At 71.3% G+C, this 22,626-nt stretch carries 20 protein-coding genes; 2 read left to right on the top strand and 18 right to left on the bottom strand.

What is annotated here, in order from left to right:
- Positions 1–28: 28 nt before the first annotated feature.
- From RWE79_RS10780 to RWE79_RS10800, 5 genes are all read right to left on the bottom strand, one after another.
- Positions 29–1,633 (bottom strand): Na+/H+ antiporter, encoded by a 1,605-nt coding sequence (locus tag RWE79_RS10780; protein ID WP_475939815.1) that lies wholly within the window; start codon positions 1,631–1,633, stop codon positions 29–31.
- A gap of 29 nt (positions 1,634–1,662) precedes the next feature.
- Positions 1,663–2,139: a GNAT family N-acetyltransferase gene (locus RWE79_RS10785; protein ID WP_475939816.1), complete on the bottom strand. Its 477-nt coding sequence runs from the start codon at positions 2,137–2,139 to the stop codon at positions 1,663–1,665.
- A complete protein-coding gene (locus tag RWE79_RS10790; protein ID WP_475939817.1) occupies positions 2,132–3,085 on the bottom strand; it encodes an RluA family pseudouridine synthase in 954 nt (317 codons plus the stop codon). Before RWE79_RS10790 ends, RWE79_RS10785 begins: the two co-directional genes overlap by 8 nt.
- Before the next feature lie 73 nt (positions 3,086–3,158).
- Positions 3,159–3,707 carry a signal peptidase II gene (gene lspA, locus RWE79_RS10795; RefSeq protein WP_475939818.1) on the bottom strand — a complete coding sequence of 183 codons (549 nt, stop codon included), beginning with the start codon at positions 3,705–3,707 and terminating at the stop codon, positions 3,159–3,161.
- Between the two features lie 62 nt (positions 3,708–3,769).
- Positions 3,770–4,240 carry a TraR/DksA family transcriptional regulator gene (locus RWE79_RS10800; protein WP_475939819.1) on the bottom strand — a complete coding sequence of 157 codons (471 nt, stop codon included), beginning with the start codon at positions 4,238–4,240 and terminating at the stop codon, positions 3,770–3,772.
- Here RWE79_RS10800 and RWE79_RS10805 point away from each other — a divergent pair.
- Entirely contained in the window at positions 4,230–4,712 is a 483-nt protein-coding gene (locus RWE79_RS10805) for a hypothetical protein (RefSeq protein WP_475939820.1), read from the top strand. The two genes, RWE79_RS10800 and RWE79_RS10805, sit on opposite strands and share 11 nt — an antisense overlap.
- Before the next feature lie 365 nt (positions 4,713–5,077).
- Entirely contained in the window at positions 5,078–8,206 is a 3,129-nt protein-coding gene (gene ileS / locus RWE79_RS10810; protein WP_475939821.1) for an isoleucine--tRNA ligase, read from the top strand.
- A 200-nt stretch (positions 8,207–8,406) separates the two neighbouring features.
- Here ileS and RWE79_RS10815 read toward each other — a convergent pair whose 3' ends face one another.
- The 13 genes from RWE79_RS10815 to RWE79_RS10875 all read right to left on the bottom strand — a co-directional run bounded on the left by RWE79_RS10815 (position 8,407) and on the right by RWE79_RS10875 (position 22,614).
- Entirely contained in the window at positions 8,407–9,672 is a 1,266-nt protein-coding gene (locus tag RWE79_RS10815; protein WP_475939822.1) for a DivIVA domain-containing protein, read from the bottom strand.
- A 46-nt stretch (positions 9,673–9,718) separates the two neighbouring features.
- Positions 9,719–10,006 carry a YggT family protein gene (locus RWE79_RS10820; protein WP_475939823.1) on the bottom strand — a complete coding sequence of 96 codons (288 nt, stop codon included), beginning with the start codon at positions 10,004–10,006 and terminating at the stop codon, positions 9,719–9,721.
- Positions 10,007–10,068: 62 nt separating this feature from the next.
- Positions 10,069–10,641, bottom strand: coding sequence for a cell division protein SepF (locus tag RWE79_RS10825; RefSeq protein ID WP_475939824.1), 573 nt, complete (start codon positions 10,639–10,641; stop codon positions 10,069–10,071).
- 63 nt (positions 10,642–10,704) lie between these two features.
- Entirely contained in the window at positions 10,705–11,433 is a 729-nt protein-coding gene (locus tag RWE79_RS10830; RefSeq protein WP_475939825.1) for a YggS family pyridoxal phosphate-dependent enzyme, read from the bottom strand.
- Positions 11,433–12,203: a peptidoglycan editing factor PgeF gene (pgeF, locus tag RWE79_RS10835; protein ID WP_475939826.1), complete on the bottom strand. Its 771-nt coding sequence runs from the start codon at positions 12,201–12,203 to the stop codon at positions 11,433–11,435. The genes RWE79_RS10830 and pgeF overlap by 1 nt, the downstream gene beginning before the upstream one ends.
- A 12-nt stretch (positions 12,204–12,215) precedes the next feature.
- Positions 12,216–13,418, bottom strand: a complete 1,203-nt coding sequence (ftsZ, locus tag RWE79_RS10840) for a cell division protein FtsZ (RefSeq protein WP_475939827.1) — start codon at positions 13,416–13,418, stop codon at positions 12,216–12,218.
- A gap of 250 nt (positions 13,419–13,668) precedes the next feature.
- A complete protein-coding gene (locus tag RWE79_RS10845; protein ID WP_475939828.1) occupies positions 13,669–14,424 on the bottom strand; it encodes a cell division protein FtsQ/DivIB in 756 nt (251 codons plus the stop codon).
- 82 nt (positions 14,425–14,506) lie between these two features.
- Positions 14,507–15,595 carry an undecaprenyldiphospho-muramoylpentapeptide beta-N-acetylglucosaminyltransferase gene (gene murG / locus RWE79_RS10850; protein ID WP_475939829.1) on the bottom strand — a complete coding sequence of 363 codons (1,089 nt, stop codon included), beginning with the start codon at positions 15,593–15,595 and terminating at the stop codon, positions 14,507–14,509.
- A 6-nt stretch (positions 15,596–15,601) separates the two neighbouring features.
- The gene (ftsW, locus tag RWE79_RS10855) at positions 15,602–16,975 is read right to left on the bottom strand and encodes a putative lipid II flippase FtsW (protein ID WP_475939830.1); all 1,374 of its coding nucleotides are present in this window, start codon (positions 16,973–16,975) and stop codon (positions 15,602–15,604) included.
- Positions 16,976–17,019: 44 nt separating this feature from the next.
- Positions 17,020–18,459, bottom strand: a complete 1,440-nt coding sequence (gene murD, locus RWE79_RS10860; RefSeq protein ID WP_475939831.1) for a UDP-N-acetylmuramoyl-L-alanine--D-glutamate ligase — start codon at positions 18,457–18,459, stop codon at positions 17,020–17,022.
- Positions 18,456–19,520: a phospho-N-acetylmuramoyl-pentapeptide-transferase gene (gene mraY / locus RWE79_RS10865; RefSeq protein WP_475939832.1), complete on the bottom strand. Its 1,065-nt coding sequence runs from the start codon at positions 19,518–19,520 to the stop codon at positions 18,456–18,458. Before mraY ends, murD begins: the two co-directional genes overlap by 4 nt.
- Positions 19,520–20,935, bottom strand: coding sequence for a UDP-N-acetylmuramoyl-tripeptide--D-alanyl-D-alanine ligase (locus RWE79_RS10870; protein ID WP_475939833.1), 1,416 nt, complete (start codon positions 20,933–20,935; stop codon positions 19,520–19,522). The genes mraY and RWE79_RS10870 overlap by 1 nt, the downstream gene beginning before the upstream one ends.
- Positions 20,932–22,614, bottom strand: coding sequence for a UDP-N-acetylmuramoyl-L-alanyl-D-glutamate--2,6-diaminopimelate ligase (locus RWE79_RS10875; protein WP_475939834.1), 1,683 nt, complete (start codon positions 22,612–22,614; stop codon positions 20,932–20,934). Before RWE79_RS10875 ends, RWE79_RS10870 begins: the two co-directional genes overlap by 4 nt.
- Positions 22,615–22,626: the final 12 nt, after the last annotated feature.

The raw sequence follows: 22,626 nt of genomic DNA on the forward strand, positions 1-22,626 counted from the left end.
ATCATGGACACGCGCCGCCGGCACGGCCTCAGCTCCGCCGGGGCGCGCCGCGCAGGCTGTGGAGGTCGAGTTGACGCAGGACGCGGTCGACGATCTCCGGGTCGTAGCCGGGTTCGCTGCGGGCGGCGAGGACCTCGTGGCGGGCGGCGGAGAGCATCTCGCCCTGGATGCGCTGGATGGCCCGGGTGCGGCCGATGCGTTTGCGATGGGCCTCGCGGCGCTCGTCGTCGAGGATGTCGGGGCAGATCCGTACGCCGACGTCCACCGCGCGCCGTTGCAGCTGTTCGGCGAGCTCCTCCGGGATGGGTTCGGCCGCCTCGATCTCCTTGAGGCGGTGTTTGGCCGCCATCATGGCCCGCAGGGCCAGCATCCGTTCCAGGTCGTGCTCGGCCTCGGTGTCGCCGCTGACGCCGAGCCGTCCGACAATCCAGGGCAGGGTGAGGCCCTGGAGGACGAGGGTGGCCAGGACCACCGAGAAGGCGATGAAGAGCACCTCGTCGCGGGCCGGGAAGTCGCCGCCGGCGTCGGTGTGGAGGGGGATGGCCAGGGCGAGGGCGATGGAGGCGACGCCCCGCATGCCGGCCCACCACATCACGACGGTCTCCCGCCAGCTCATCGGGATGTCCTCGTCCAGGTCCCGCAGGCGGTGCATCCGTTTGGCGACCCAGGCGGCCGGCAGCAGCCACAGCAGCCGTACGCCGATGACCACGGCGACCACCAGGCCGGCGTGGGCGGCGATGGAGCCCCAGCGGCCGGAGCCGACGCCGACGACATTGTGCAGCTCCAGGCCGATCAGCCCGAAGGCGATGCCGGTGACCAGGGTGTCGACGACCTCCCAGAAGGTGCCGCCGGCCAGGCGGGCGGTCACGTCGTCGGCATCGGTGGCGTACTCGGCGAGGAAGAGCGCCGTGGTCAGGACGGCGAGTACGCCGGAGCCGCTCGCCTCGTCGGCGAGGGCGTAGGAGGCGAAGGGCACCAGCAGGGTGAGCCCGATCTGCAGCGTCGGGTCGTCGACGAGCCCGATGAGCTTGCCGGCGCCCCAGCCCAGGGCCACGCCGACGAGGACGGCCACGACCGCCGACAGGAACAGCTCGCCGAGGGCGTGCGGCCAGGAGAAGGTGCCGGTGACGGCCGCGGCGATCGCCACGTTGTAGAGCACGATCGCCGTGACGTCGTTGAACAGGCCCTCGCCCTCCAGGATCGACACCATCCGGCGGGGCAGCCCCAGCTTGCCCGCCACCGCCGTCGCGGCGACCGGGTCGGGCGGCGCGACCAGCGCGCCGAGCGCGACCGCCGCGGCCAGCGTGATGCCGGGGACGACGGAGTGGGCGACGGCCGCGACCGCGGCCATGGTGATGAAGACCAGGGCGACCGCGAGCAGCAGGATGGGCCGTACGTTGGCGGCGAACTGCCGCCAGGACGTGCGCTGTACGGAGGCGTAGAGCAGCGGTGGCAGAACCAGCGGCAGGATGAGATCCGGGTTGATCTCGACGTTCGGGACGAACGGCACCAGCGCCATCACGATCCCGAGCAGCGTCATCAGCACCGGTGAGGGCAGCCCGATCCGGTCGCCCAGCGGCACCATCACGATCGCGGCCAGCATCAGGGCGAAGAAGAGTGCGAGTTGATCCACGCCCTCAGCCTGCCATGCGGCCGGAGCCGCTAACGTGTCGCGGGGCGTCCCAGCTCGCGGCGCATCGACCGGTGGGCGATGCCCGCCTCCTCGTACTCCGGGCCGTACGCGAGGTATCCGAGCCGTTCGTAGAAGGGCAGCGCGTGGGTCTGGGCGTGCAGTTCGACGGCCGTCAGGCCGATCCGCCGGGCCTCGTCCTCGATGGCACCGACCAGTGCCGCCCCGATGCCGAGGCCGCGCGCGGCGCCGGTGACCGCGAGGCGGCCGAGGATGCCGGTGCCGTCGGTGCGACCGGCGCCGGGAAGCAGCCGGCCTGCGCCGACGGCGCCGTCCGGGCCGGTCGCCAGGAGGTGCACGGCGGCGGCGCCCTCGGCGTCGTACGCGTCGTACTCCAGCTCGGCGGGCACCTTCTGCTCGACGACGAAGACCTCGTGCCGGACGCCGAAGTACGCCTCGCGGTCGGCCGGGGTGGTGGCCACCCGCAGCTGGTAGGGCCGCTCAGGCACTCTCGTCCCGGACCGTGTCCAGGGCGTGCCGCAGGTCGTCCGGGTAGTCGCTGGCGAACTCGACCCAGCCGCCGTCCCCGGGGTGCTCGAAGCCGAGGCGGACGGCGTGCAGCCACTGCCGGGTGAGTCCGAGCCGCTTGGACAGTGTCGGGTCGGCGCCGTAGGTGAGGTCGCCGACACAGGGGTGCCGGTGGGCGGACATGTGGACCCGGATCTGGTGGGTTCGGCCGGTCTCCAGCTTGATGTCCAGCAGCGAAGCCGCCCGGAACGCCTCGACCAGGTCGTAGTGGGTGACGCTGGGCTTGCCCTCGGCGACCACGGCCCACTTGTAGTCGTGGTTGGGGTGGCGGCCGATCGGCGCGTCGATGGTGCCGCTCATCGGGTCCGGGTGGCCCTGCACGAGGGCGTGGTAGCGCTTGTCGACGGTCCGCTCGCGGAACTGCTGCTTGAGCAGGGTGTACGCGATCTCCGACTTGGCGACGACCATCAGCCCGGAGGTACCGACGTCCAGGCGGTGCACGATGCCCTGGCGCTCGGCGGCGCCGGAGGTGGAGATCCGGTACCCGGCGGCGGCCAGACCGCCGATGACGGTGGTGCCGGTCCAGCCGGGGCTGGGGTGGGCGGCCACCCCTACCGGCTTGTCGATGACGACGACGTGATCGTCCTCGTGCACGATCCTCATCCCGGGGACGGGCTCGGCGACGATCTCGACCGGGCGCGGCGGGGCCGGCATCTCGACCTCCAGCCAGGCGCCGCCGTTGACGCGGTCGGACTTTCCGGCGGTGCTGCCGTCGATGCTGACCTTCCCGGCGGCGGCCAGTTCGGCCGCCTTGGTCCGCGAGAATCCGAACATGCGGGCGATGGCGGCGTCGACCCGCTCGCCCTCCAGGCCGTCGGGTACGGGCAGGGTGCGGATCTCGGGGGTGCTCTGGGGAAGGGTGCTCACCCGATCGAGTATGACGGACTCCGGCGGCTGCCCGCCCCGGCCGCCCGTCCGGGGCGGCCCGGCCGCCCCGGACTCAGTCCTTGTGGACGGTGCCGTCCGGGTCCAGGCCCTTGAAGGACAGCAGCACGATCAGGATGCCGCCGCAGACGATCGCGGAGTCGGCCAGGTTGAAGACCGCGAAGTGGATGGGCGCGACGAAGTCCACCACGTGCCCCTCCAGGAAGCCCGGCGCGCGGAAGACCCGGTCGGTGAGGTTGCCGAAGGCGCCCCCGAGCAGCAGGCCCAGCGCGATCGCCCACGGCAGGCTGTAGAGCTTGCGGGCGATCCGCGCGATCACGCCGATCACCGTGAGCGCGATCAGCGTGAACACGATCGTCATGCCCTGCCCGAAGCCGAAGGCCGCGCCCGCGTTCCGTACGGCCTCCAGCCGCAGGTACTGGCCGAGTACGGAGATCGGCTCGTGCCCTTCGAGGCTGGTCACCACCCAGAGCTTGCTGAGCAGGTCCAGGAGGTAGGCGAACACCGCCACGCCGAGCAGCACGGCGATCCTCCGCGAGCCCCTGCGGGGGGCGGGTCCGGTCGCCTCGTCCTGCGTGCTTGCGGTGTGTTCCGCGTTCGCCATGTACGTACGTCCCTTCCTGACGAGGACGAGGTTACGGCACACACGTACGGGCCGGACCGCGGTCAGCGGCGTTCCTGCCGCTGTTTGCACTCCACGCACAGGGTGGCCCGCGGGAAAGCCTGCATCCGGGCCTTGCCGATCGCGTTCCCGCACGATTCGCACAGCCCGTAGGTGCCCGCGTCCAGCCGGTCCAGGGCGTGCTCGGTCTGGGTGAGCATCTCGCGGGCGTTGGCGGCCAGCGACATCTCGTGCTCGCGGGTGATGTTCTTGGTGCCGGTGTCCGCCTGGTCGTCACCGGCACCGTCGCCCGAGTCGCGCAGCAGCCCTGCGATCGCGGCCTCGGACGTCACGATCTCGGCCCGCAGCCGGACGCCCTCCTCCTGGAGCCCGGTACGGGCCTGCTCGGCCTCCTCGGGCGTCCAGGGGTCCTCCCCGGGGCGTACGGCCAGCTCTCCCGGCACGGCGGCGCGGGGGGTCGGCACGGCGCTCGGCTGCGGCGCGGCCGTCCGGGCCTCGGTCTTCTTGGCAACCACCTTTTTGACTCCCGTTCTCGTGGCCTTGACGGCCTTCGTGTTCTTGACTGCCTTGACTGCCTTGACTGGCTTGACCGGTTTGACCGGTTTGACCGGCTCGGTCGCCTTCGTGGACGGCCGGGCCTTCGCCGCCGCCTTCGCGGACTTGGCCGGCTTCTTCGCAGACGCGGTCTTCTTCGCCGGGGTTGCCTTCCTCGTGGCCGTGGCCGCCTCTTTGCCCGGGGGCGCGGCCTTCTTCGCCGGCACCGTCTTCCCGGCCGGCGCAGCTGTCTTCTTCGCCGTTCTCGCCACCATGGCCACGGCCCCTTCACATATGGTGATGTTGCGCGCGAATCGTGCCGGAACGATAAATCGACTCCCGAGCCGCGGCAACGCGGGACGCCGCCGGATCCGCCCGCCGTGCCCGGTCGGGACGCGGGTACGCATCCGTTGTGCCCAGCTGACCGCCGGGTATTCCGGTACTTCCCGGTAGTGCGGTGCCAACCGGGCCATTCGGGTCACGCGCCGGGTGCCCGGAAACCGTGCCGACAGCGCGTCCCCGCCCCCGTACACTGGGCGGAGCGAAAGGCGTGGAAGGGGACGAGTAGCGCCGCACGCAGCCAAGAGCGACCCGGGGACGGTGGAAGCCCGGGGGTGTGCGCGACGTGAAGATCACCCCGGAGCCGCCGGAGGAAAGCCCCGTCAGGGGCGAGTAGAACCGGCAGCGCGACCCCAATGAGGGGGCTGCGGACCCACCGGGTGCGCCGCCAAGGAGGGTGGTACCGCGGGAGCGCGCGACAGCGCCATCTCGTCCCTCCGACGGAATACGCACACACGTGTCCGCCGGAGGCAGAACCGATGACGCAGTACCGCCCGGTCCCCGCCCAGGTCGACCTGCCCGCGCTGGAGCACGAGGTGCTCGCGTTCTGGCAGGAGAACAAGGTGTTCGCCCGCTCGCTCGCGCAGAGCGAGGGCAAGCCGGAGTGGGTCTTCTACGAGGGCCCGCCGACCGCCAACGGCATGCCCGGCGCCCATCACATCGAGGCCCGCGTCTTCAAGGACGTCTTCCCGCGCTTCAAGACCATGCAGGGCAACCATGTGACCCGCAAGGCCGGCTGGGACTGCCACGGCCTGCCCGTGGAGCTGGCGGTCGAGAAGGAGCTGGGCTTCGCCGGGAAGAAGGACATCGAGGCGTACGGCATCGCCGAGTTCAACGCCCGCTGCCGCGAGTCCGTGACCCGGCACACCGACGCCTTCGCCGAGCTGACCACCCGAATGGGGTACTGGGTGGATCTGGACGACGCCTACCGGACCATGGACCCCGAGTACGTCGAGTCGGTCTGGTGGTCGCTCAAGCAGATCTTCGACAAGGGCCTGCTGGTCCAGGACTACCGCGTGGCGCCCTGGTGCCCGCGTGACGAGACCGGCCTGTCCGACCACGAGCTGGCGCAGGGCTACGAGACCATCGTCGACCCGTCGGTCTTCGTCCGCTTCCCGCTGACCTCCGGCCCGCTCGCGGGCGAGGCGGCCCTGCTGGTGTGGACGACCACCCCGTGGACCCTGGTGTCCAACACCGCCGTCGCCGCGCACCCCGACGTGACGTATGTGGTGGCCACCGACGGCCGGGAGAAGCTGGTCGTCGCCGAGCCGCTGCTCGGCAAGGCCCTCGGCGAAGGCTGGGAGCCGACCGGTCTCAGCTTCACCGGCCGCGAGATGGAACGCTGGACGTACGACCGTCCCTTCACGCTGATCGAGCTGGCGGACGCGCACTACGTCGTCAACGCCGAGTACGTCACCACCGAGGACGGCACCGGCCTGGTCCACCAGGCCCCCGCCTTCGGTGAGGACGACCTGCGGACCTGCCGGGCCTACGGCCTGCCGGTCGTCAACCCGGTCCGCCGCGACGGCACCTTCGAGGAGGACCTGCCGCTGGTCGGCGGCCAGTTCTTCAAGAAGGCCGACGAGGCGCTGGTCGCCGACCTCGAAGCCCGCGGCCGGCTTTTCCGGCACGTCCCGTACGAGCACAGCTATCCGCACTGCTGGCGCTGCCACACCGCGCTGCTCTACTACGCGCAGCCCTCCTGGTACGTCCGGACGACGGCCGTCAAGGACGCCCTGCTGCGCGAGAACGAGCGCACCAACTGGTACCCGGAGTCGGTCAAGCACGGCCGCTTCGGCGACTGGCTGAACAACAACATCGACTGGGCGCTGTCCCGCAACCGCTACTGGGGCACCCCGCTGCCCATCTGGCGCTGCGAGGAGGACCACCTGACGTGCGTCGGTTCGCTGGCCGAGCTCTCCGCGCTCACCGGCACCGACCAGACCGGCCTGGACCCGCACCGCCCGTACATCGACGCGGTCACCTTCGACTGCCCGCAGTGCCAGACCACCGCCACCCGCGTCCCCGAGGTCATCGACGCCTGGTACGACTCGGGCTCCATGCCCTTCGCGCAGTGGGGCTACCCGTACCGCAACAAGGAGCTGTTCGAGCGCACCTACCCCGCGCAGTTCATCTCCGAGGCGATCGACCAGACCCGTGGCTGGTTCTACACGCTGATGGCGGTCGGCACGCTGGTCTTCGACCGCAACGCGTACGAGAACGTGGTGTGCCTCGGCCACATCCTCGCCGAGGACGGCCGCAAGATGTCCAAGCACCTGGGCAACATCCTGCAGCCCATCCCGCTGATGGACCAGCACGGCGCCGACGCCGTCCGCTGGTTCATGGCCGCCGGCGGCTCCCCCTGGGCCGCCCGCCGGGTCGGCCACGGCACCATCCAGGAGGTCGTCCGCAAGACCCTCCTGACGTACTGGAACACCGTCGCCTTCCAGGCCCTGTACGCCCGCACGTCCGGCTGGGCACCCGGCGACACCGACCCGGCGCCCGCCGACCGCCCGCTGCTCGACCGCTGGCTGCTCGGCGAACTCAACGCGCTGGTACGGGATGTGACGGAGTCCCTGGAGTCCTACGACACCCAGCGGGCCGGCAAGCTGCTCTCCGCCTTCGTCGACGACCTGTCCAACTGGTATGTGCGGCGCTCGCGTCGGCGCTTCTGGCAGGGCGACCCGGCGGCGCTGCGCACCCTGCACGACGTCGTCGAGACGGTCACCCGGCTGATGGCCCCGCTGACGCCGTTCATCACCGAGCGGGTGTGGCAGGACCTGGTCGTGCCGGTGGTCCCGGGCGCCCCGGAGTCGGTGCACCTCACGTCCTGGCCGACGGCCGAGGCGGGGCTGATCGACCCGGTGCTGTCCGAGCAGATGGCGCTGGTGCGCAGGCTGGTCGAGCTGGGCCGCGCCACCCGCGCCGAGTCCGGCGTGAAGACCCGTCAGCCGCTGTCGCGCGCGCTGGTCGCCGCGTCCGGTTTCGACGCCCTGGGCGAGGAGCTGCGCGGCCAGATCGCCGAGGAGCTGAACGTCGCCGGGCTGGCCTCGCTCAGCGAGGTCGGCGGTTCTCTGGTCGACACCACCGCCAAGGCCAACTTCCGGGCCCTGGGCAAGCGCTTCGGCAAGGGCGTCCAGGCCGTCGCCAAGGCCGTCGCCGGCGCGGACGCCGCCGCCCTGTCGGCCGCCCTGCGCGAGGGCACGGCGACGGTGGAGGTGGAGGGCGAGCCGGTGAGCCTGTCCCCCGACGAGGTCATCATCACCGAGACCCCGCGCGAGGGCTGGTCCGTCGCCTCCGACTCCGGCGCCACCGTCGCCCTGGACCTGGAGATCACCCCGGAGCTGCGCCGCGCGGGCCTGGCCCGGGACGCCATCCGGCTCATCCAGGAGGCCCGCAAGAACAGCGGCCTCGACGTCGCCGACCGCATCGCCCTGCGCTGGCGGTCGACCGACCAGGAGCTGTCCGCCGCCCTGGCCGAGCACGCCGGCCTGGTCTCCGACGAGGTCCTCGGCACGGACTTCGCCGAGGGCGAGGGCGACGACTCCTACGGTGCCGCGTTCACCGACGAGGCCCTGGGCCTGGTCTTCCGCCTGCGCAAGCGGTAATACGCGGCCGCGGTCCCTCCTCACCCGGAGTGCCGGGTGAGGAGGGACCGCCGTACGGTCCCGGGGGGCCGTTGCGGTGAGGCCGGCGATCCGCCCCGGCGTGGCCCGGACGGCGGATCGGACACGCGAAAAGGGCCGGGCCCTGAGGAAGCGATTCCTCAGGGCCCGGCCCTTTGTGCTGCGGGTGACCGGCCGGCGACCTAGTTGTCGTCCTCGTCGATCAGGAAGCCACGCATCGGCGTGGGCGCCTGCTGGAGCGGCTGCGGCGCCTGCGGGCGGACCGGAGCCATCGGCTGGGTCATCGCGGGCGACATCTGCTGCTGGCCACCGTAGGTCGGGTTGGGGCCGCCGTGGCCGCCCATTCCCTGGCTGCCGTAGGACTGGCCGCCGCCCATCGTGCCGGCACCCATGGAGCCCGCACCGGCGGAGGCCATGCCACCGCCCATACCGCCACCCATACCGCCACCCATACCGGCGGAGGAGGACGAGAGCGACGCGGCCGCAGGCGTACGCGGCGGAGCGAGCGAGTCGTCGGCCTGGGTCTCCAGCTGACGCAGCTGGCTCTCCAGGTAGGACTTCAGTCGCGTCCGGTACTCGCGCTCGAAGCCGCGCAGGTCCTCGACCTTGCGCTCAAGCGTGGCGCGGGCGGACTCCAGGGAGCCCATCGCGACACGGTGCTTCTCCTGCGCGTCCCGCTCCAGGGCGTCCGCCTTGGCACGGGCGTCCCGCTCCAGGCCCTCGGCGCGGCTGCGGGCCTCGCCGACGATCTTGTTGGCCTCGGAACGGGCCTCCGCGATCGCCTGGTCGGCGGTCTGCTGGGCAAGGGAGAGCACCCGGGCGGCACTGTCGCCACCGGGACCCTGCTGCTGCATCGGGTGACCGCCACCCATGGGGCCCTGCTGCTGCATGGGGTGCTGGCCCATCGGGCCGGGCCCCTGCTGCATCGGACCGCCCTGGCCCATCTGACCCATCTGGCCCATCTGGCCCTGGCCACCCATGGTGCCGGGGCCCTGCTGCATCTGCTGCTGCATGGGGTTGCCCTGCTGCTGCATGGGATTGCCCTGCTGCATCTGCTGCATGGGGTTGCCCTGCTGCATCGGACCGCCCTGGCCCATCGAGCTGGGACCGGCGGGCAGCGCGAGACCACTGCCGGGGCCCTGCTGCTGAGGCGGGCCCATCTGCTGCGGCGGCACCGGCTGCGGGCCCGATATGGCGGCGGGCACGGGAGCCCCGGGACCCCGGCCGTCCTGCTGCTCGGGCTTGCGCATGCCCTGCTGCTGGTTCTGGGCGGCGGCTCGGGTGGCCGCGGCCAGTTTGGCCCGCAGGTCCTCGTTTTCTCGCAGGAGCCTGGTCAGCTCCGCCTCGACCTCGTCGAGGAAGGCGTCGACCTCGTCCTCGTCGTAGCCTTCTCGCAGTCGGACGGTCGTGAACTGCTTGTTACGAACGTCCTCGGGGGTCAGCGGCATCTCTTCACCTCAACGTGATCGTCGGCATATCGGGAGCCCACACCGTTCACATCAGGCCCCCTACTACGGAGATCAGGATGTACACGATGATCATCAATACGAAGAAGGACAGGTCGAGCGCCACGCCCCCGAGACGCAGCGGCGGAATGAACCGCCGCAGAAGCTTGAGCGGCGGATCGGTGACAGTGTAGGTCGCCTCCAGGACAACCACCATCGGCTTGCCAGGCTGCCACGAACGGGCGAACTGGAAGACGTAGTCCATCACCAATCGGAAGATCAGGACAATCAGGAAGCAGAACAGCACGATGTAGAGCACCTGTAGCGCGACGCTCATCGTGCTTCCCTCTCCCTTGCTCGTCCACTGGCCCTGCGGCCGGGTTTCTACGGTTTCGTATATCAGCTCTGATTGAAGAACCCGCCCTCGGCGATGCGGGCCTTGTCCTCCGCCGTGACATCGACGTTAGCAGGCGACAGCAGGAACACCTTCTGCGTCACCCGCTCGATGCTGCCGTGAAGACCGAAGACCAGACCCGCGGCGAAGTCGACAAGACGCTTCGCGTCCGTGTCGTCCATCTCCGTCAGATTCATGATCACCGGGGTCCCCTCGCGGAAGTGTTCCCCGATCGTACGGGCTTCGTTGTACGTCCGGGGGTGGAGCGTCGTGATCCGGTACGGCTCTCGTTCGGACACGACCTTAGGCATGATCACCGGTGCGTTCTTCTCCAGGCTATGACGTTCTTGTGTGATAGATGCCACTGGGGCGATCCGTGGTTCCCGGGGGGCGGGAGCATGCACGATGCGTACGGGTTCGTCCGATTGTGTCGTCTGATGGGACTGATGCGGTCGGCGGGGGCGCTCGGGCTCCGGTTCCGGCTCGAACTCGTCGTCGGGGTCGAAGCCCGGGCCGTCGTAACCGTCGTCCTCCACGAGGCCGAGGTAGACCGCCATCTTGCGCATCGCGCCGGCCATGCTCTGCGTCCTCTCAGCGGGGAAAGACCATATTTTTGGTGTGGTCCGACTTGTTTGGTGACGTTACCCGAGCCCGGGACGGACTCCGAGTACCGCGCTACCGACGCGTACATGTGTCGCACCCGCCGCCACCGCTTCCTCCAGGTCCGCACTCATCCCTGCCGAGACCATGTTCGCAGCCGGATGAGCCGAGCGCAGGCCGGATGAGATTTCCACCAGCCGATCGAAAGCGGCGCGAGGTTGACCCGCGTACGGCCCGGCCAGCGGTGCGACCGTCATCACTCCGTCAAGGCGCAGCGCCGGGGCCGCCGCGATCGCGTCGGCGATCCCGGCGACGGCGTCGGGGGCGACGCCGCCCCTGCTGCCCCGCTGCCCGGAATCGGCGTCCAGGGCGACCTGGACCAGGCAGCCCAATTCGCGGTCGGCCCGGTCCGACTTCAGTACGGCGGCCGACAGCGCGTCCACCAGCCGGAGCCGGTCGACGGAGTGCACGACATCGGCGTAACCGACCACCGAGCGGACCTTGTTGGTCTGCAACTGGCCCACGAAGTGCCAGGTCAGAGGGAGAGCGGCGCAGGCGGCGGCCTTGGGGGCGGCGTCCTGGTCGCGGTTCTCGGCGACATCGCGGACACCGAGTTCCGAGATGATCATCACATCGTCGGCGGGGTAGGTCTTGGTGACCACGATCAGCGTGACCTCGTCGCGGTCCCGGCCGGCGGCCGCGCACGCGGCGGCGATCCGCCGCTCGACCCGTGCCAGGTTCGTGGCGAGTTCGGTTCTTCGATCACTCATCAGACAGCGCCGTCCAGCCAGACATATCCCGCGAGTCGTCCGGTGGTGCGCTCGCGGCGGTACGAGAAATGGTCCGCGGACTCCATCGTGCAGACGTCGGATTTCTCACTCATCTGCACGCCGAGCCGGGCGAGTTGGGCGTGCACGCCGGTGACGACGTCCACCGAGGCGGTGCCCCAACTCGTGGTCCCCCAGGCCTGCGGGACCACGGCGGCCACCTGGTCGCGCATCGCGTCCGGCACCTCGTAGCACCTGCCGCAGACCGCGGGGCCGGTGACGGCGGTGATCCGCTCCGGGCGGGCACCGAGGCCGACCATGGCCTCCACCGCCGCGGGCACCACACCGGCGACCAGTCCCGGGCGGCCGGCGTGGGCGGCGGCGACCACCCCGGCGACCGGGTCGGCCAGCAGGACCGGAACGCAATCGGCGGTGAGCACGGCGAGCGCGAGGCCCGGCCGGGTGGTGACGATCGCGTCGACCTCGGGGGCCGGCCGCCGGCCCCAGGGGGTGCCGGTACCGTCCGGGCCGCCGGGGCCCGGCGGAGCGACCACGGCGACATCGCTGCCGTGCACCTGGTTCATCCAGACCACCTGCCCCGGGTCCAGGCCCAGGGACTTCGCGGCGGCCTCGCGGTTGGCCCGGACCGCCTCGGGGTCGTCGCCGACGGCGCCGCCGAGGTTGAGGCTGTCGTACGGAGCGGCGCTCACCCCGCCCCACCGGTCGGTGAAGGCGAAGTGCGCGCCGCTGTCGGTGTGACTGTGCCCTATCACTTGAGGCTGTGCCTACTTCAGGAAATCGGGGACGTCCAGTTCCTCGGCCGAGGTGTCCTGGTAGGGGCGGGCCGGGGGAACCTGCGGGGTGATCGGGGTGGGTGCCGGGATCTCCGCGACCGGCGTGGGCTCCACCGGCTCCTCGCGCGGGGTGATGCTGCCGAGGCCGCCGTAGGTGGATCGCGGGGTCTCGGGAGCCGGCGCGGGGGCCTCCTCGCGGGAACCGTAGGCGCCGAGCACCTTGTCGCGGCTGCGGGTGGTCGGCGGCTGGCCGCCGTCGAAGCCCGCCGCGATGACGGTGACCCGGACCTCGTCGCCGAGGGCGTCGTCGATGACGGCGCCGAAGATGATGTTGGCCTCCGGGTGCGCGGCCTCGCTGACCAGCTGGGCGGACTCGTTGATCTCGAACAGGCCGAGGTCGGAGCCGCCGGAGATGGAGAGCAGGACGCCGCGGGCGCCGTCGATGGAGGCTTCGAGCAGGGGCGAGGAGATCGCCATCTCGGCGGCGGCGACCGCGCGGTCGTCGCCCCGGGCGGAGCCGATGCCCATCAGGGCCGAACCCGCCTCGGACATCACGGACTTCACGTCCGCGAAGTCCAGGTTGATCAGGCCCGGGGTGGTGATCAGGTCGGTGATGCCCTGGACGCCGGACAGCAGGACCTGGTCCGCGGAGCGGAACGCGTCCAGCACACTGACCTGGCGGTCGGAGATCGACAGAAGACGGTCGTTGGGGATCACGATGAGGGTGTCGACATTCTCGCGGAGCCCCGCGATGCCGTCCTCGGCCTGGTTGGCCCTGCGGCGTCCCTCGAAGGTGAACGGCCGGGTGACCACACCGATCGTCAGGGCGCCCAGCGAGCGGGCGATATTGGCGACCACGGGCGCGCCACCGGTGCCGGTGCCGCCGCCCTCACCCGCGGTGACGAAGACCATGTCGGCGCCCTTGAGCACCTCTTCGATCTCCTCGCGGTGGTCCTCGGCGGCCTTGCGGCCGACATCGGGGTTCGCGCCGGCGCCCAGACCACGGGTGAGTTCGCGGCCGACGTCGAGCTTCACGTCGGCGTCGCTCATCAGGAGGGCCTGCGCATCGGTATTGATCGCGATGAACTCGACGCCCTTGAGACCGACCTCGATCATCCGGTTGATGGCGTTCACGCCACCGCCGCCGATGCCGACGACCTTGATGACTGCGAGGTAGTTCTGCGGTGCTGCCACGTCGAAGGCCTCTCGCCTCGAGTTACGTATGCCTGTGGGACGGGGACGGTTCAACGCCGGCCGACCCGAACCCTAACCCTGAGGTTTAGGGTTACCAGTGTGCCTGTCGCGCAGGTTCTCTGGGACAGGACACTAAATCGACAAGCGGTTCGCGTTCAACGAACACGCCGAACCCTCCCGTTTTTCTTTTGACCCTATGTGATCACGCCTCACCGGACCAACCAGGCTACGGCTCATGTCAATGGGTTGGTCAACCACTGGACACGGCAGGCGAGGTGGGCGCGCTCACGTCGAAGTGATCCGCGTCCCCCGCCGCTTTCATCAGCGCGGTGAGCACGGCCGCCTTCCGTGCCCCGTTCTCCGAGCTCCCCCACACCACCGTGCGGTCGCCCGACAGCCGGATACTGATCCCGTCGTAGGAACGGACCCGGATGACCCGCGCCTGGCGGCGGACGGCGTCCGGGAGATCGTCCGCCACCTCGACGGCGGAGCGCAGCAGCGCCTTTGTCCCGAAATGGCGGTAGCCGGCACCCCGGGCGAGCCTCAATTCGACGAGAGGGACACCGCTCGGGGCGTTTTCGACAGTGGCGTAACGAAGACCGCCGGCGTCCACTTCGGTGTAATTTCCGTCATTTTCCAGGAGGGCGGCCGGAGTTCTTTCGACGATTTTCAGTGCGATGGTGTGCGGCCATGAGCGTTCGACGACCACATGGTCGATCCGGCGCAGCCGGCCGGTCAGCCGGCTCGTGATCGCGTCGGTGTCCACCGACACCAGCGGGCCGCCCAGCGGGACGTCCGCCGCCGCCTCGACCTGGGCCGGGGTCAGCACACGGGTGCCGGTGATCTGCACACGGGTGGCGCGAAGCCAGGAGGAACCGTAGAACAGCCAGCTGCCCGCGACGGTCAGCACGGTGGCCAGGATCAGCAGCAGCAGCGTGGCCCGCCGCCGTACGGGGACGGACGGCGGCGCCGGCCGCTGCTGCTCGGCGGTGGTCGTTGCGGCCACGGAATCCTCCGGGTTGCGGTCTCGTTGGCGGCTGTCCGCCGGTGGCCGGATCTCGCCGGCCACCGGTGGGCCCGCTGGAAACCTACCGCCGCGAGGCGACCGCTTCGTAGACCATGCGCACCAGCAGGTCGTCCGCGTCGCGGCGGCCGAACTCGGCGGCGGCGCGGGACATCTCGTAGAGCCGGTGCGGGTCGGTGAGGACCGGCAGGACCTGGGAGAGGACCCACTCGGGGGTGAGTTCGGCGTCGTCGACCAGCAGGCCGCCGCCGGCCTTGACGACGGGCTGGGCGTTGAGGCGCTGCTCGCCGTTGCCGATCGGCAGCGGGACGTACGCGGCCGGGAGGCCGACCGCGGACAGCTCGGCGACGGTCATGGCACCGGCCCGGCAGAGCATCATGTCGGCGGCGGCGTAGGCGAGGTCCATCCGGTCGAGGTAGGAGACCGGGAGGTACTGCGGCATGCCGGGCATGTTGTCGGCGTGCGGCAGCTCGTTCTTGGGGCCGACGGCGTGCAGGATCTGGACGCCGGACTGCTGGAGCCGGGGCGCGACGGTGGCGATGACCTCGTTGAGCCGGCGGGCACCCTGGGAGCCGCCTGAGACGAGCAGCGTCGGCAGGTTCTGGTCGAGGCCGAAGGCGGCACGGGCCTCGGGGCGGACCGCGCCGCGGTCCAGGGTGGCGATGGTACGGCGCAGGGGGATGCCGATGTACCGGGCGTCGCGCAGCTTGCTGTCGGGGGTGGATACCGCGACGGCGTGGGCGTAACGCGAGCCGATCTTGTTGGCCAGGCCGGGGCGGGCGTTGGCCTCGTGGACGACGATCGGCACGCCGAGCCGCTTGGCGGCCAGATAGCCGGGCAGCGCCACATAGCCGCCGAAGCCGACGACGCAGTCCGCCTTGGTGCGTTCGAGGATCTGCTCGGCGGCCTTGATGGTTCCGCGCAGCCGCCCGGGGACGGTGATCAGCTCGGGGGTGGGTTTGCGCGGCAGTGGGACGGCGGGGATCAGGGCCAGATCGTAGCCGCGCTCGGGGACCAGCCGGGTCTCCAGGCCGCGTTCGGTGCCCAGTGCCGTGATCCCCACGGTCGGGTCCTGCCTGCGCAGGGCATCGGCGAGCGCGAGCGCGGGCTCGATATGACCGGCGGTTCCTCCGCCGGCGAGTACGACATGCACCGAAATTCACCGCTCTCCCGACGGCCGCCGTCCGGCGAACCGCCTCATTGTCCGTGTCACGGTTCCCGTGAGGAAGCCGGGTCCCCGCGCGGCCAGGGCCGCTCGCGCCGCGGGCTCGCTCCTGGCGAAGCAGATCAGCAGCCCGATCGCGAACATGGTCGGCAGGAGAGCCGAACCCCCGTAGGAGAACAGCGGGAGCGGGACGCCGGCGATCGGCAACAGGCCGAGCACCGCACCGATGTTGATCACGGACTGGGCCGTGATCCAGGTCGTCACGCCTCCCGCGGCAAACCTGACGAAGGGGTCCTCCGTACGACCGGCCACGCGGATACCCGCATAGCCTAGAGCCGCGAAGAGGGCGAGCACCGACAACGTACCCGCCAGGCCCAGTTCCTCCCCGGTCACGGCAAAGATGAAGTCGGTGTGCGGCTCGGGGAGTTGTCCCCATTTCTCCACACTCGCGCCGAGCCCGGAACCGAACCAGCCGCCGGAGGCGAGGGCGTAGATGCCGTGCACGGCCTGCCAGCAGCCGCCGGTGGGTGTCACATCGGTGGCGCCGATGCAGGCGAGCCGGTCCATGCGGTTGCCGCTGGTCTTGATCAGCAGGATGCCGATGACGCCGGCGACGGACAGCACGCCGGCGAAGAGCCGGGTGGGGGCCCCGGCCAGCCACAGCAGGCCGAAGAGGATCGCGGTGAGGATGATCGCGGTGCCCATGTCGCCGCCGAGCATGATCAGGCCGAGCACCATGAAGGCGACCGGGACCAGCGGGACCAGCATGTGCTTCCACTGGACGAGCAGCTTCCGGTCGTCCTTGCGGGCCAGCAGGTCCGCGCCCCACAGCACCAGGGCCAGCTTGCCGAACTCGCTGGGCTGGAGCTGGAACGGGCCGCCGAGATAGAGCCAGTTCTGGTTGCCGTTGACCGACTGCCCTATCCCCGGCACCTGGACCAGGCACATCAGGAACATCGAGCCGGCCAGCAGCGGATAGGCGAACGCCCGGTGCAGCCGCACCGGGAAGCGTGAGGCGGCCACCAGCAGGCAGGTGCCCAGCACGGCGGCGAAGAGCTGCTTGCGGAAGTAGTACGTGGACGGCTGGCCGTACTCCAGCGCCTTGATCTGCGAGGCGGAGAAGACCATCACCAGGCCCAGCGCGGTGATCAGCAGGCTGCTGCCGAGCAGGACGTAGTAGGCGGTCAGCGGCCGGTCCCAGGCGTTCTTGGCCTTCCGGAAGGCGCCCGCCGCCCCGCGCAGCGGGCCGGGGCGGCGCGGGGCGCCCGGGACGGGGGGCCGCGGGACCCGTACGCGGCCCGGCGGAGCGGGCACGGACGGCCGTGCCGGGCGGGCCGGAGCGCGTACGGACCGGTCGGGTCCGGTCATGTCCCCTCCTTGGTGCGCCTGCTTACTGCGCCTGCTTGCTGCGCCTACGTGCCTTTCGGCAGGTCCCGTACGGCCTGGGCGAAGATGTCTCCACGGACGTTGTAGTTCGCGAACATGTCCATGGAGGCGCAGGCCGGGGCCAGCAGGACCGTGTCGCCGGGGTGGGCCAGACCGGCGGCCGCGGCGACGGCCGCCGCCATCGCCCCAGTGTCGGTGCGGTCGAGGTCGACGACCGGGACCTCGGGGGCGTGTCGCGCGAGCGCTTCCCGGATCAGGGCGCGGTCGGCACCGATCAGGACGGCGCCGCGCAGCCGCTGGGCGGCGCCGCGCACGAGCTCGTCGAAGGTGGCGCCCTTGGCGAGACCGCCGGCGATCCACACGACGGGCTCGTACGCCGCCAAGGAGGCCTCGGCGGCGTGGGTGTTGGTGGCCTTGGAGTCGTCGACGTACGACACGCCGTCGACGGTGGCGACCCGCGCGATCCGGTGGGCGTCCGGGGTGAAGGCCCGCAGGCCGTCCCGGACGGCGCCCGGGGACACGCCGTAGGCCCGGGCGAGGGCGGCGGCGGCCAGGGCGTTGGCGACGTTGTGCGGGGCCGGCGGGTCGATGTCGGAGACCTCGGCCAGCTCCTGGGCGTTGCGCTGCCGGTTCTCGACGAAGGCCCGGTCGAGCAGGATGCCGTCCACCACGCCGAACTCGGACGGGCGCGGGCTGCCGAGGGTGAAGCCGATGGCGCGGGCCCCCTCCTCGACGTCGGCCTCGCGGACCAGCGCCTCGGTGGCCGGGTCGGCGAGGTTGTAGACGCAGGCGACCTGGTTGCCCTGATAGATACGCCCCTTGTCGGCGGCGTACGCCTCCATGGAGCCGTGCCAGTCCAGGTGGTCCGGGGCCAGGTTGAGGACGACGGCGGAGTGCGGCCGTACCGAGGGTGCCCAGTGCAGCTGGTAGCTGGACAGCTCGACGGCGAGCACGTCGTACGGCTCGTCGCCCAGGACGACGTCCAGCAGCGACACGCCGATGTTGCCGACGGCGGCGGTGCGCAGGCCGGCGGCCCGCAGGATGCTCGCCAGCATCTGGACGGTGGTGGTCTTGCCGTTGGTGCCGGTCACCGCGAGCCAGGGGGCGGCTCCGGGGGCCCGCAGCCGCCAGGCCAGTTCCACGTCGCCCCAGACGGGTACGCCCGCCTCGGCGGCGGCCGCGAAGAGCGGGGCGGCGGGCTTCCAGCCGGGGGTGGTGACGACGAGGTCGGTGCCCTCGGGCAGGGTGGCGCCGTCGCCGAGGCGCACGGTGATCCCGAGCGCCTCCAGTTCGGCGGCCTGCGCACGCGCCTTCTCGTGGTCGGCGCCGTCCACGGCGGTGACCCGCGCACCGAGGCCGTGGAGCACCTTGGCGGCGGGCACACCGCTGACGCCGAGCCCGGCGACGGTGACACGGCGTCCCGCCAGGTCGGGCGTCGTCGCGGTCTCCGGCGGGAGGCCTGTCACTTCGCCGCCACCCAGCCCGCGTAGAACAGGCCGAGGCCGACCGCCATGCACATGCCCTGGATGATCCAGAAGCGGACGACGACGAGGACCTCGCCCCAGCCCTTGAGCTCGAAATGGTGCTGGAGCGGGGCCATCCGGAAGACCCGCTTGCCGGTGAGGCGGAAGGAGCCGACCTGGATGACGACCGACATGGTGATGAGGACGAACAGGCCGCCGAGGACGGCGATCAGCAGCTCGGTGCGGGACAGGATGGCGAGGCCGGCCAGGGCGCCGCCCAGGGCCAGGGACCCGGTGTCGCCCATGAAGATCTTCGCCGGTGAGGTGTTCCACCACAGGAAGCCGAAGCAGGCGCCCATCAGGGCCGCCGCGACGACCGCCAGGTCCAGCGGGTTGCGGACCTCGTAACAGGCGCTGTCGGCGATCAGCGGGTTGCCGCACCACTGGCCGTACTGCCAGACACCGATGACGGTGTAGGCGGCGAAGACCATCACCGAGGCGCCGGTGGCGAGGCCGTCCAGACCGTCGGTGAGGTTCACGCCGTTGGACATGGCCAGGATCATGAACAGCGCCCAGATGACGAAGATCACCGGGCCGACCGACCAGCCGAAGTCCTGGGTGAAGGACAGCTTCGTGGAGGCCGGGGTCTGGCCGCGGGCGTCCGCGAACTGCAGCGACAGGACCGCGAAGGCGATGCCGACGATCAGCTGGCCGGCCATCTTCGCCTTGGCGCGCAGACCGAGGCTGCGCTGCTTGACGATCTTGATGTAGTCGTCCAGGAAGCCGACCACGCCCATACCGGCGAAGAGGAACAGCACCAGCAGGCCGGAGATGGTCGGCCGCTCGGAGGTGATGACCTTCGTGACGGCGTACGCGACGAGCGTGGCCAGGATGAAGGCGATACCACCCATGGTGGGCGTACCGCGCTTGCTGTGGTGTTCCTTGGGGCCGTCGTCGCGGATGAACTGGCCGTAGCCCTTGCGGGCGAGCAGCTTGATCAGCAGCGGGGTGCCGACCAGCGACAGGAACAGGCTGATGACACCGGAGATCAGAATCTGCTTCATCAGGCGGAGACCCCGCCCTCAGCGCCCGAGGCCAGCAGCGCGAGCGCCACCCGCTCCAGACCAACCGACCGTGATGCCTTCACCAGCACGACGTCCCCCGGACGCAGTTCGCTGCGCAACAGATCGATCGCCGCCTCAGCGTCGGACACGTGCACCGACTCCTCACCCCACGAACCCTCGTTGTAGGCGCCCATTTGCAGCCAGGAGGCCTCACGGCCGCCCACCGCCACGAGCTTGCTGACGTTGAGCCGGACGGCGAGCCGTCCGACCGCGTCGTGCTCGGCGAGGGACTCCTCACCCAGCTCCGCCATCTCGCCCAGCACAGCCCACGTCCGCCTGCCCCGGCCCATGGCGGCGAGTGCTCGAAGAGCGGCCCTCATGGAGTCGGGGTTCGCGTTGTAGGCGTCGTTGACGACCGTCACGCCGTCCGGCCGCTCGACGACCTCCATCCGCCAGCGGGAGAGCGTTCCGGCCTCGGAGAGCGCGGTGGCGATCTCCTCGACGGACATGCCCAGTTCACGGGCGACGGCGGCCGCGGCGAGCGCGTTCGACACGTGGTGCTCACCGTACAGGCGCAAGGTCACTTCGCTGCACCCGGTAGGCGTAACGAGTGTGAATACGGCCTGACCTCGGTCGTTGAGCCGGACATTACCGGCTCGCACCTCGGCGTCCTGGCCCTCGCCGAACAGGACGACGCGGGCCTTGGTGCGATCGGCCATGGCACGTACGAAGGGGTCGTCGGCGTTGAGCACGGCGATACCGCCGGCGTCGGCCGGCGGCAGGGCCTCGACCAGTTCGCCCTTGCCCAGGGCGATCTGCTCACGGCCGCCGAACTCGCCGACGTGGGCGGTGCCGACGTTGAGGACGACGCCGATCCGGGGCGGGGTCAGTCCGGTGAGGTAGCGGATGTGGCCGATGCCCCGGGCGCCCATCTCCAGCACCAGGTGCCGGGTGTTCTCCTCGGCGCGCAGCGCGGTGAGCGGCAGCCCGATCTCGTTGTTGAGCGAGCCCTCCGGCCACACGGTGGGCGCGATCCGCTGCAGGAGCTGCGCGATCAGGTCCTTGGTGCTGGTCTTGCCGGCCGAGCCGGTGAGGGCGACGAGGGTGGCGCCCAGCCGTTCGATGACGTACTTGGCCAGCGCGCCGAGCGCGGTCTGCACATCGGGCACGACGATCGTGGGGACGCCGTCGAGCGGGCGGGCGGCGAGCACGGCGACCGCGCCGGCCGCCATGGCCCGCGCGGCGTAGTCGTGGCCGTCGACGCGCTCGCCGGCGAAGGCGGCGAAGAGGCTGCCGGGCTCCACCGCGCGGGAGTCGATGACCACGGGCCCGGTGACACGGGTGTCCGGGGCCGGTATGTCGTTCGTGCTCCCGCCGACCGCCTGGGCGACTTCGGCGAGGGTGAGTGGGATCACAGCTGGTCCTGGTCCTTGTCGTTCCGGTTGGCCTGATTGGCCTGGTCGGCCCGGATGGCCTTGCGCAGGACCTCACGGTCGTCGAAGGGGCGTACCACCCCGGCGATGTCCTGGCCCTGTTCGTGGCCCTTGCCCGCGACCAGCACCGTGTCCCCCGGGCGGGCCCGGGCGACGGCGGCGGCGATCGCGGCGGCCCGGTCGGCCTCGACCACGACGGCGCCCCGCTCATGGGCGGGGACCTCGGCGGCCCCGGCCAGCATGGTGGCGAGGATGGCGAGGGGGTCCTCCGAGCGCGGGTTGTCGGAGGTCAGTACGGCGGTGTCGGCGAGCCGCGCGGCGGCGGCCCCCATCGGGCCGCGCTTGGTGGTGTCACGGTCGCCGCCGCAGCCGATCACCACATGCAGACTGCCCTCGGTGACCTTGCGCAGCGCGCGCAGCACCGATTCCACGGCGTCGGTCTTGTGGGCGTAGTCCACCACGGCCAGATAGGGCTGTCCGGCGTCCACCCGCTCCAGACGTCCCGGCACCCCGGCCACGGCGGCGACGCCGTCGGCGGCGTGCCGCGGGTCGATCCCGGCGGTGACCAGGGCGGTGATCGCGGCCAGCGCGTTGGCGACGTTGAAGGTGCCCGGCAGCGGGGCGGCGGCGGGGATCCGCTCGCCCTTGGGGCCGACGGCGGTGAAGCGGGAGCCCATCGGGCCCACCTCGACGTCCTCGGCGCGCCAGTCGGCGTCCGGGTGGCCCTCGGCGGAGAAGGTGGTGACCGGGATCGCGGCCTCGGCGGCGAGCCGGCGGCCGTACGCGTCGTCGAGGTTGACCACGCCCAGGCGGGCCCGGCGCGGGGTGAACAGCTGCGCCTTGGCCTGGAAGTAGTCCTCCATGCCCGAGTGGAACTCCATGTGCTCGGGGCTGAGGTTGGTGAAGACTGCGACGTCGAAGACCGCCCCGTCCACCCGGCCCAGGACGAGCGCGTGGCTGGAGACCTCCATCACGACCGACTCCACACCGCGTTCGCGCATCACCGCGAACAGCGCCTGCAGGTCGGTGGCCTCGGGGGTGGTCCGTTCGCTCTTGACCCGCTCGTCGCCCATCCGGGTCTCGACGGTGCCGATCAGACCGGTGGCGGTGCCGTGGACGGCCCGCAGACCGCCCTCGGCGAGATACGCGGTGGTGGTCTTGCCGGAGGTGCCGGTGATGCCGATCTGCAGCAGGCCGTCACCCGGCCGGTCGTAGATCGCGGCGGCCAGCTCGCCCATCCGCGAGCGCGGGTTGTCCACGGCCAGCACCGGCAGTCCGGTGGCGGCGGCGCGTTCGGAACCGGCCGGGTCGGTGAGGACGGCGACCGCGCCGAGTTCGGCGGCCTGCGCGGCGAAGTCGGCACCGTGCAGGCGGGCGCCGGGCAGAGCCGCGTACACGTCACCGGGGCGGACGGCCCGGGAGTCGTGGGTGATGCCGGTGACGTCGGCTCCGCCGGGGGCCGAGGGCTCGGTGCCGAGCCGCTCGGCCAGCTCCGCCAGCGGTTTGGGGCGGACCTGGGACGGGCGGGGTTTACCGGGAGACTGATCAGCGAGTGGCACGGCGGTGAGAGTACCCGCCGGGCCGTGCTCACGGCCAAAGCAGGCCCCTGGCGGCGCCTGCGGCGGGGCTGCGGGCCCGGTGGGCGGGGTGGCCGCGGTCACGGCTTTCACCGG

Source organism: Streptomyces sp. RLA131, from assembly GCF_056270125.1.

Coding starts and splice junctions, on each gene's coding strand:
- RWE79_RS10820 (WP_475939823.1), bottom strand. CDS start 10,006: ATGAGCGTCGCGCTACAGGTGCTCTACATCGTGCTGTTCTGCTTCCTG.
- ileS (WP_475939821.1), top strand. CDS start 5,078: ATGACGCAGTACCGCCCGGTCCCCGCCCAGGTCGACCTGCCCGCGCTG.
- RWE79_RS10830 (WP_475939825.1), bottom strand. CDS start 11,433: ATGAGTGATCGAAGAACCGAACTCGCCACGAACCTGGCACGGGTCGAG.
- RWE79_RS10815 (WP_475939822.1), bottom strand. CDS start 9,672: ATGCCGCTGACCCCCGAGGACGTTCGTAACAAGCAGTTCACGACCGTC.
- ftsW (WP_475939830.1), bottom strand. CDS start 16,975: ATGACCGGACCCGACCGGTCCGTACGCGCTCCGGCCCGCCCGGCACGG.
- mraY (WP_475939832.1), bottom strand. CDS start 19,520: ATGAAGCAGATTCTGATCTCCGGTGTCATCAGCCTGTTCCTGTCGCTG.
- lspA (WP_475939818.1), bottom strand. CDS start 3,707: ATGGCGAACGCGGAACACACCGCAAGCACGCAGGACGAGGCGACCGGA.
- RWE79_RS10825 (WP_475939824.1), bottom strand. CDS start 10,641: ATGGCCGGCGCGATGCGCAAGATGGCGGTCTACCTCGGCCTCGTGGAG.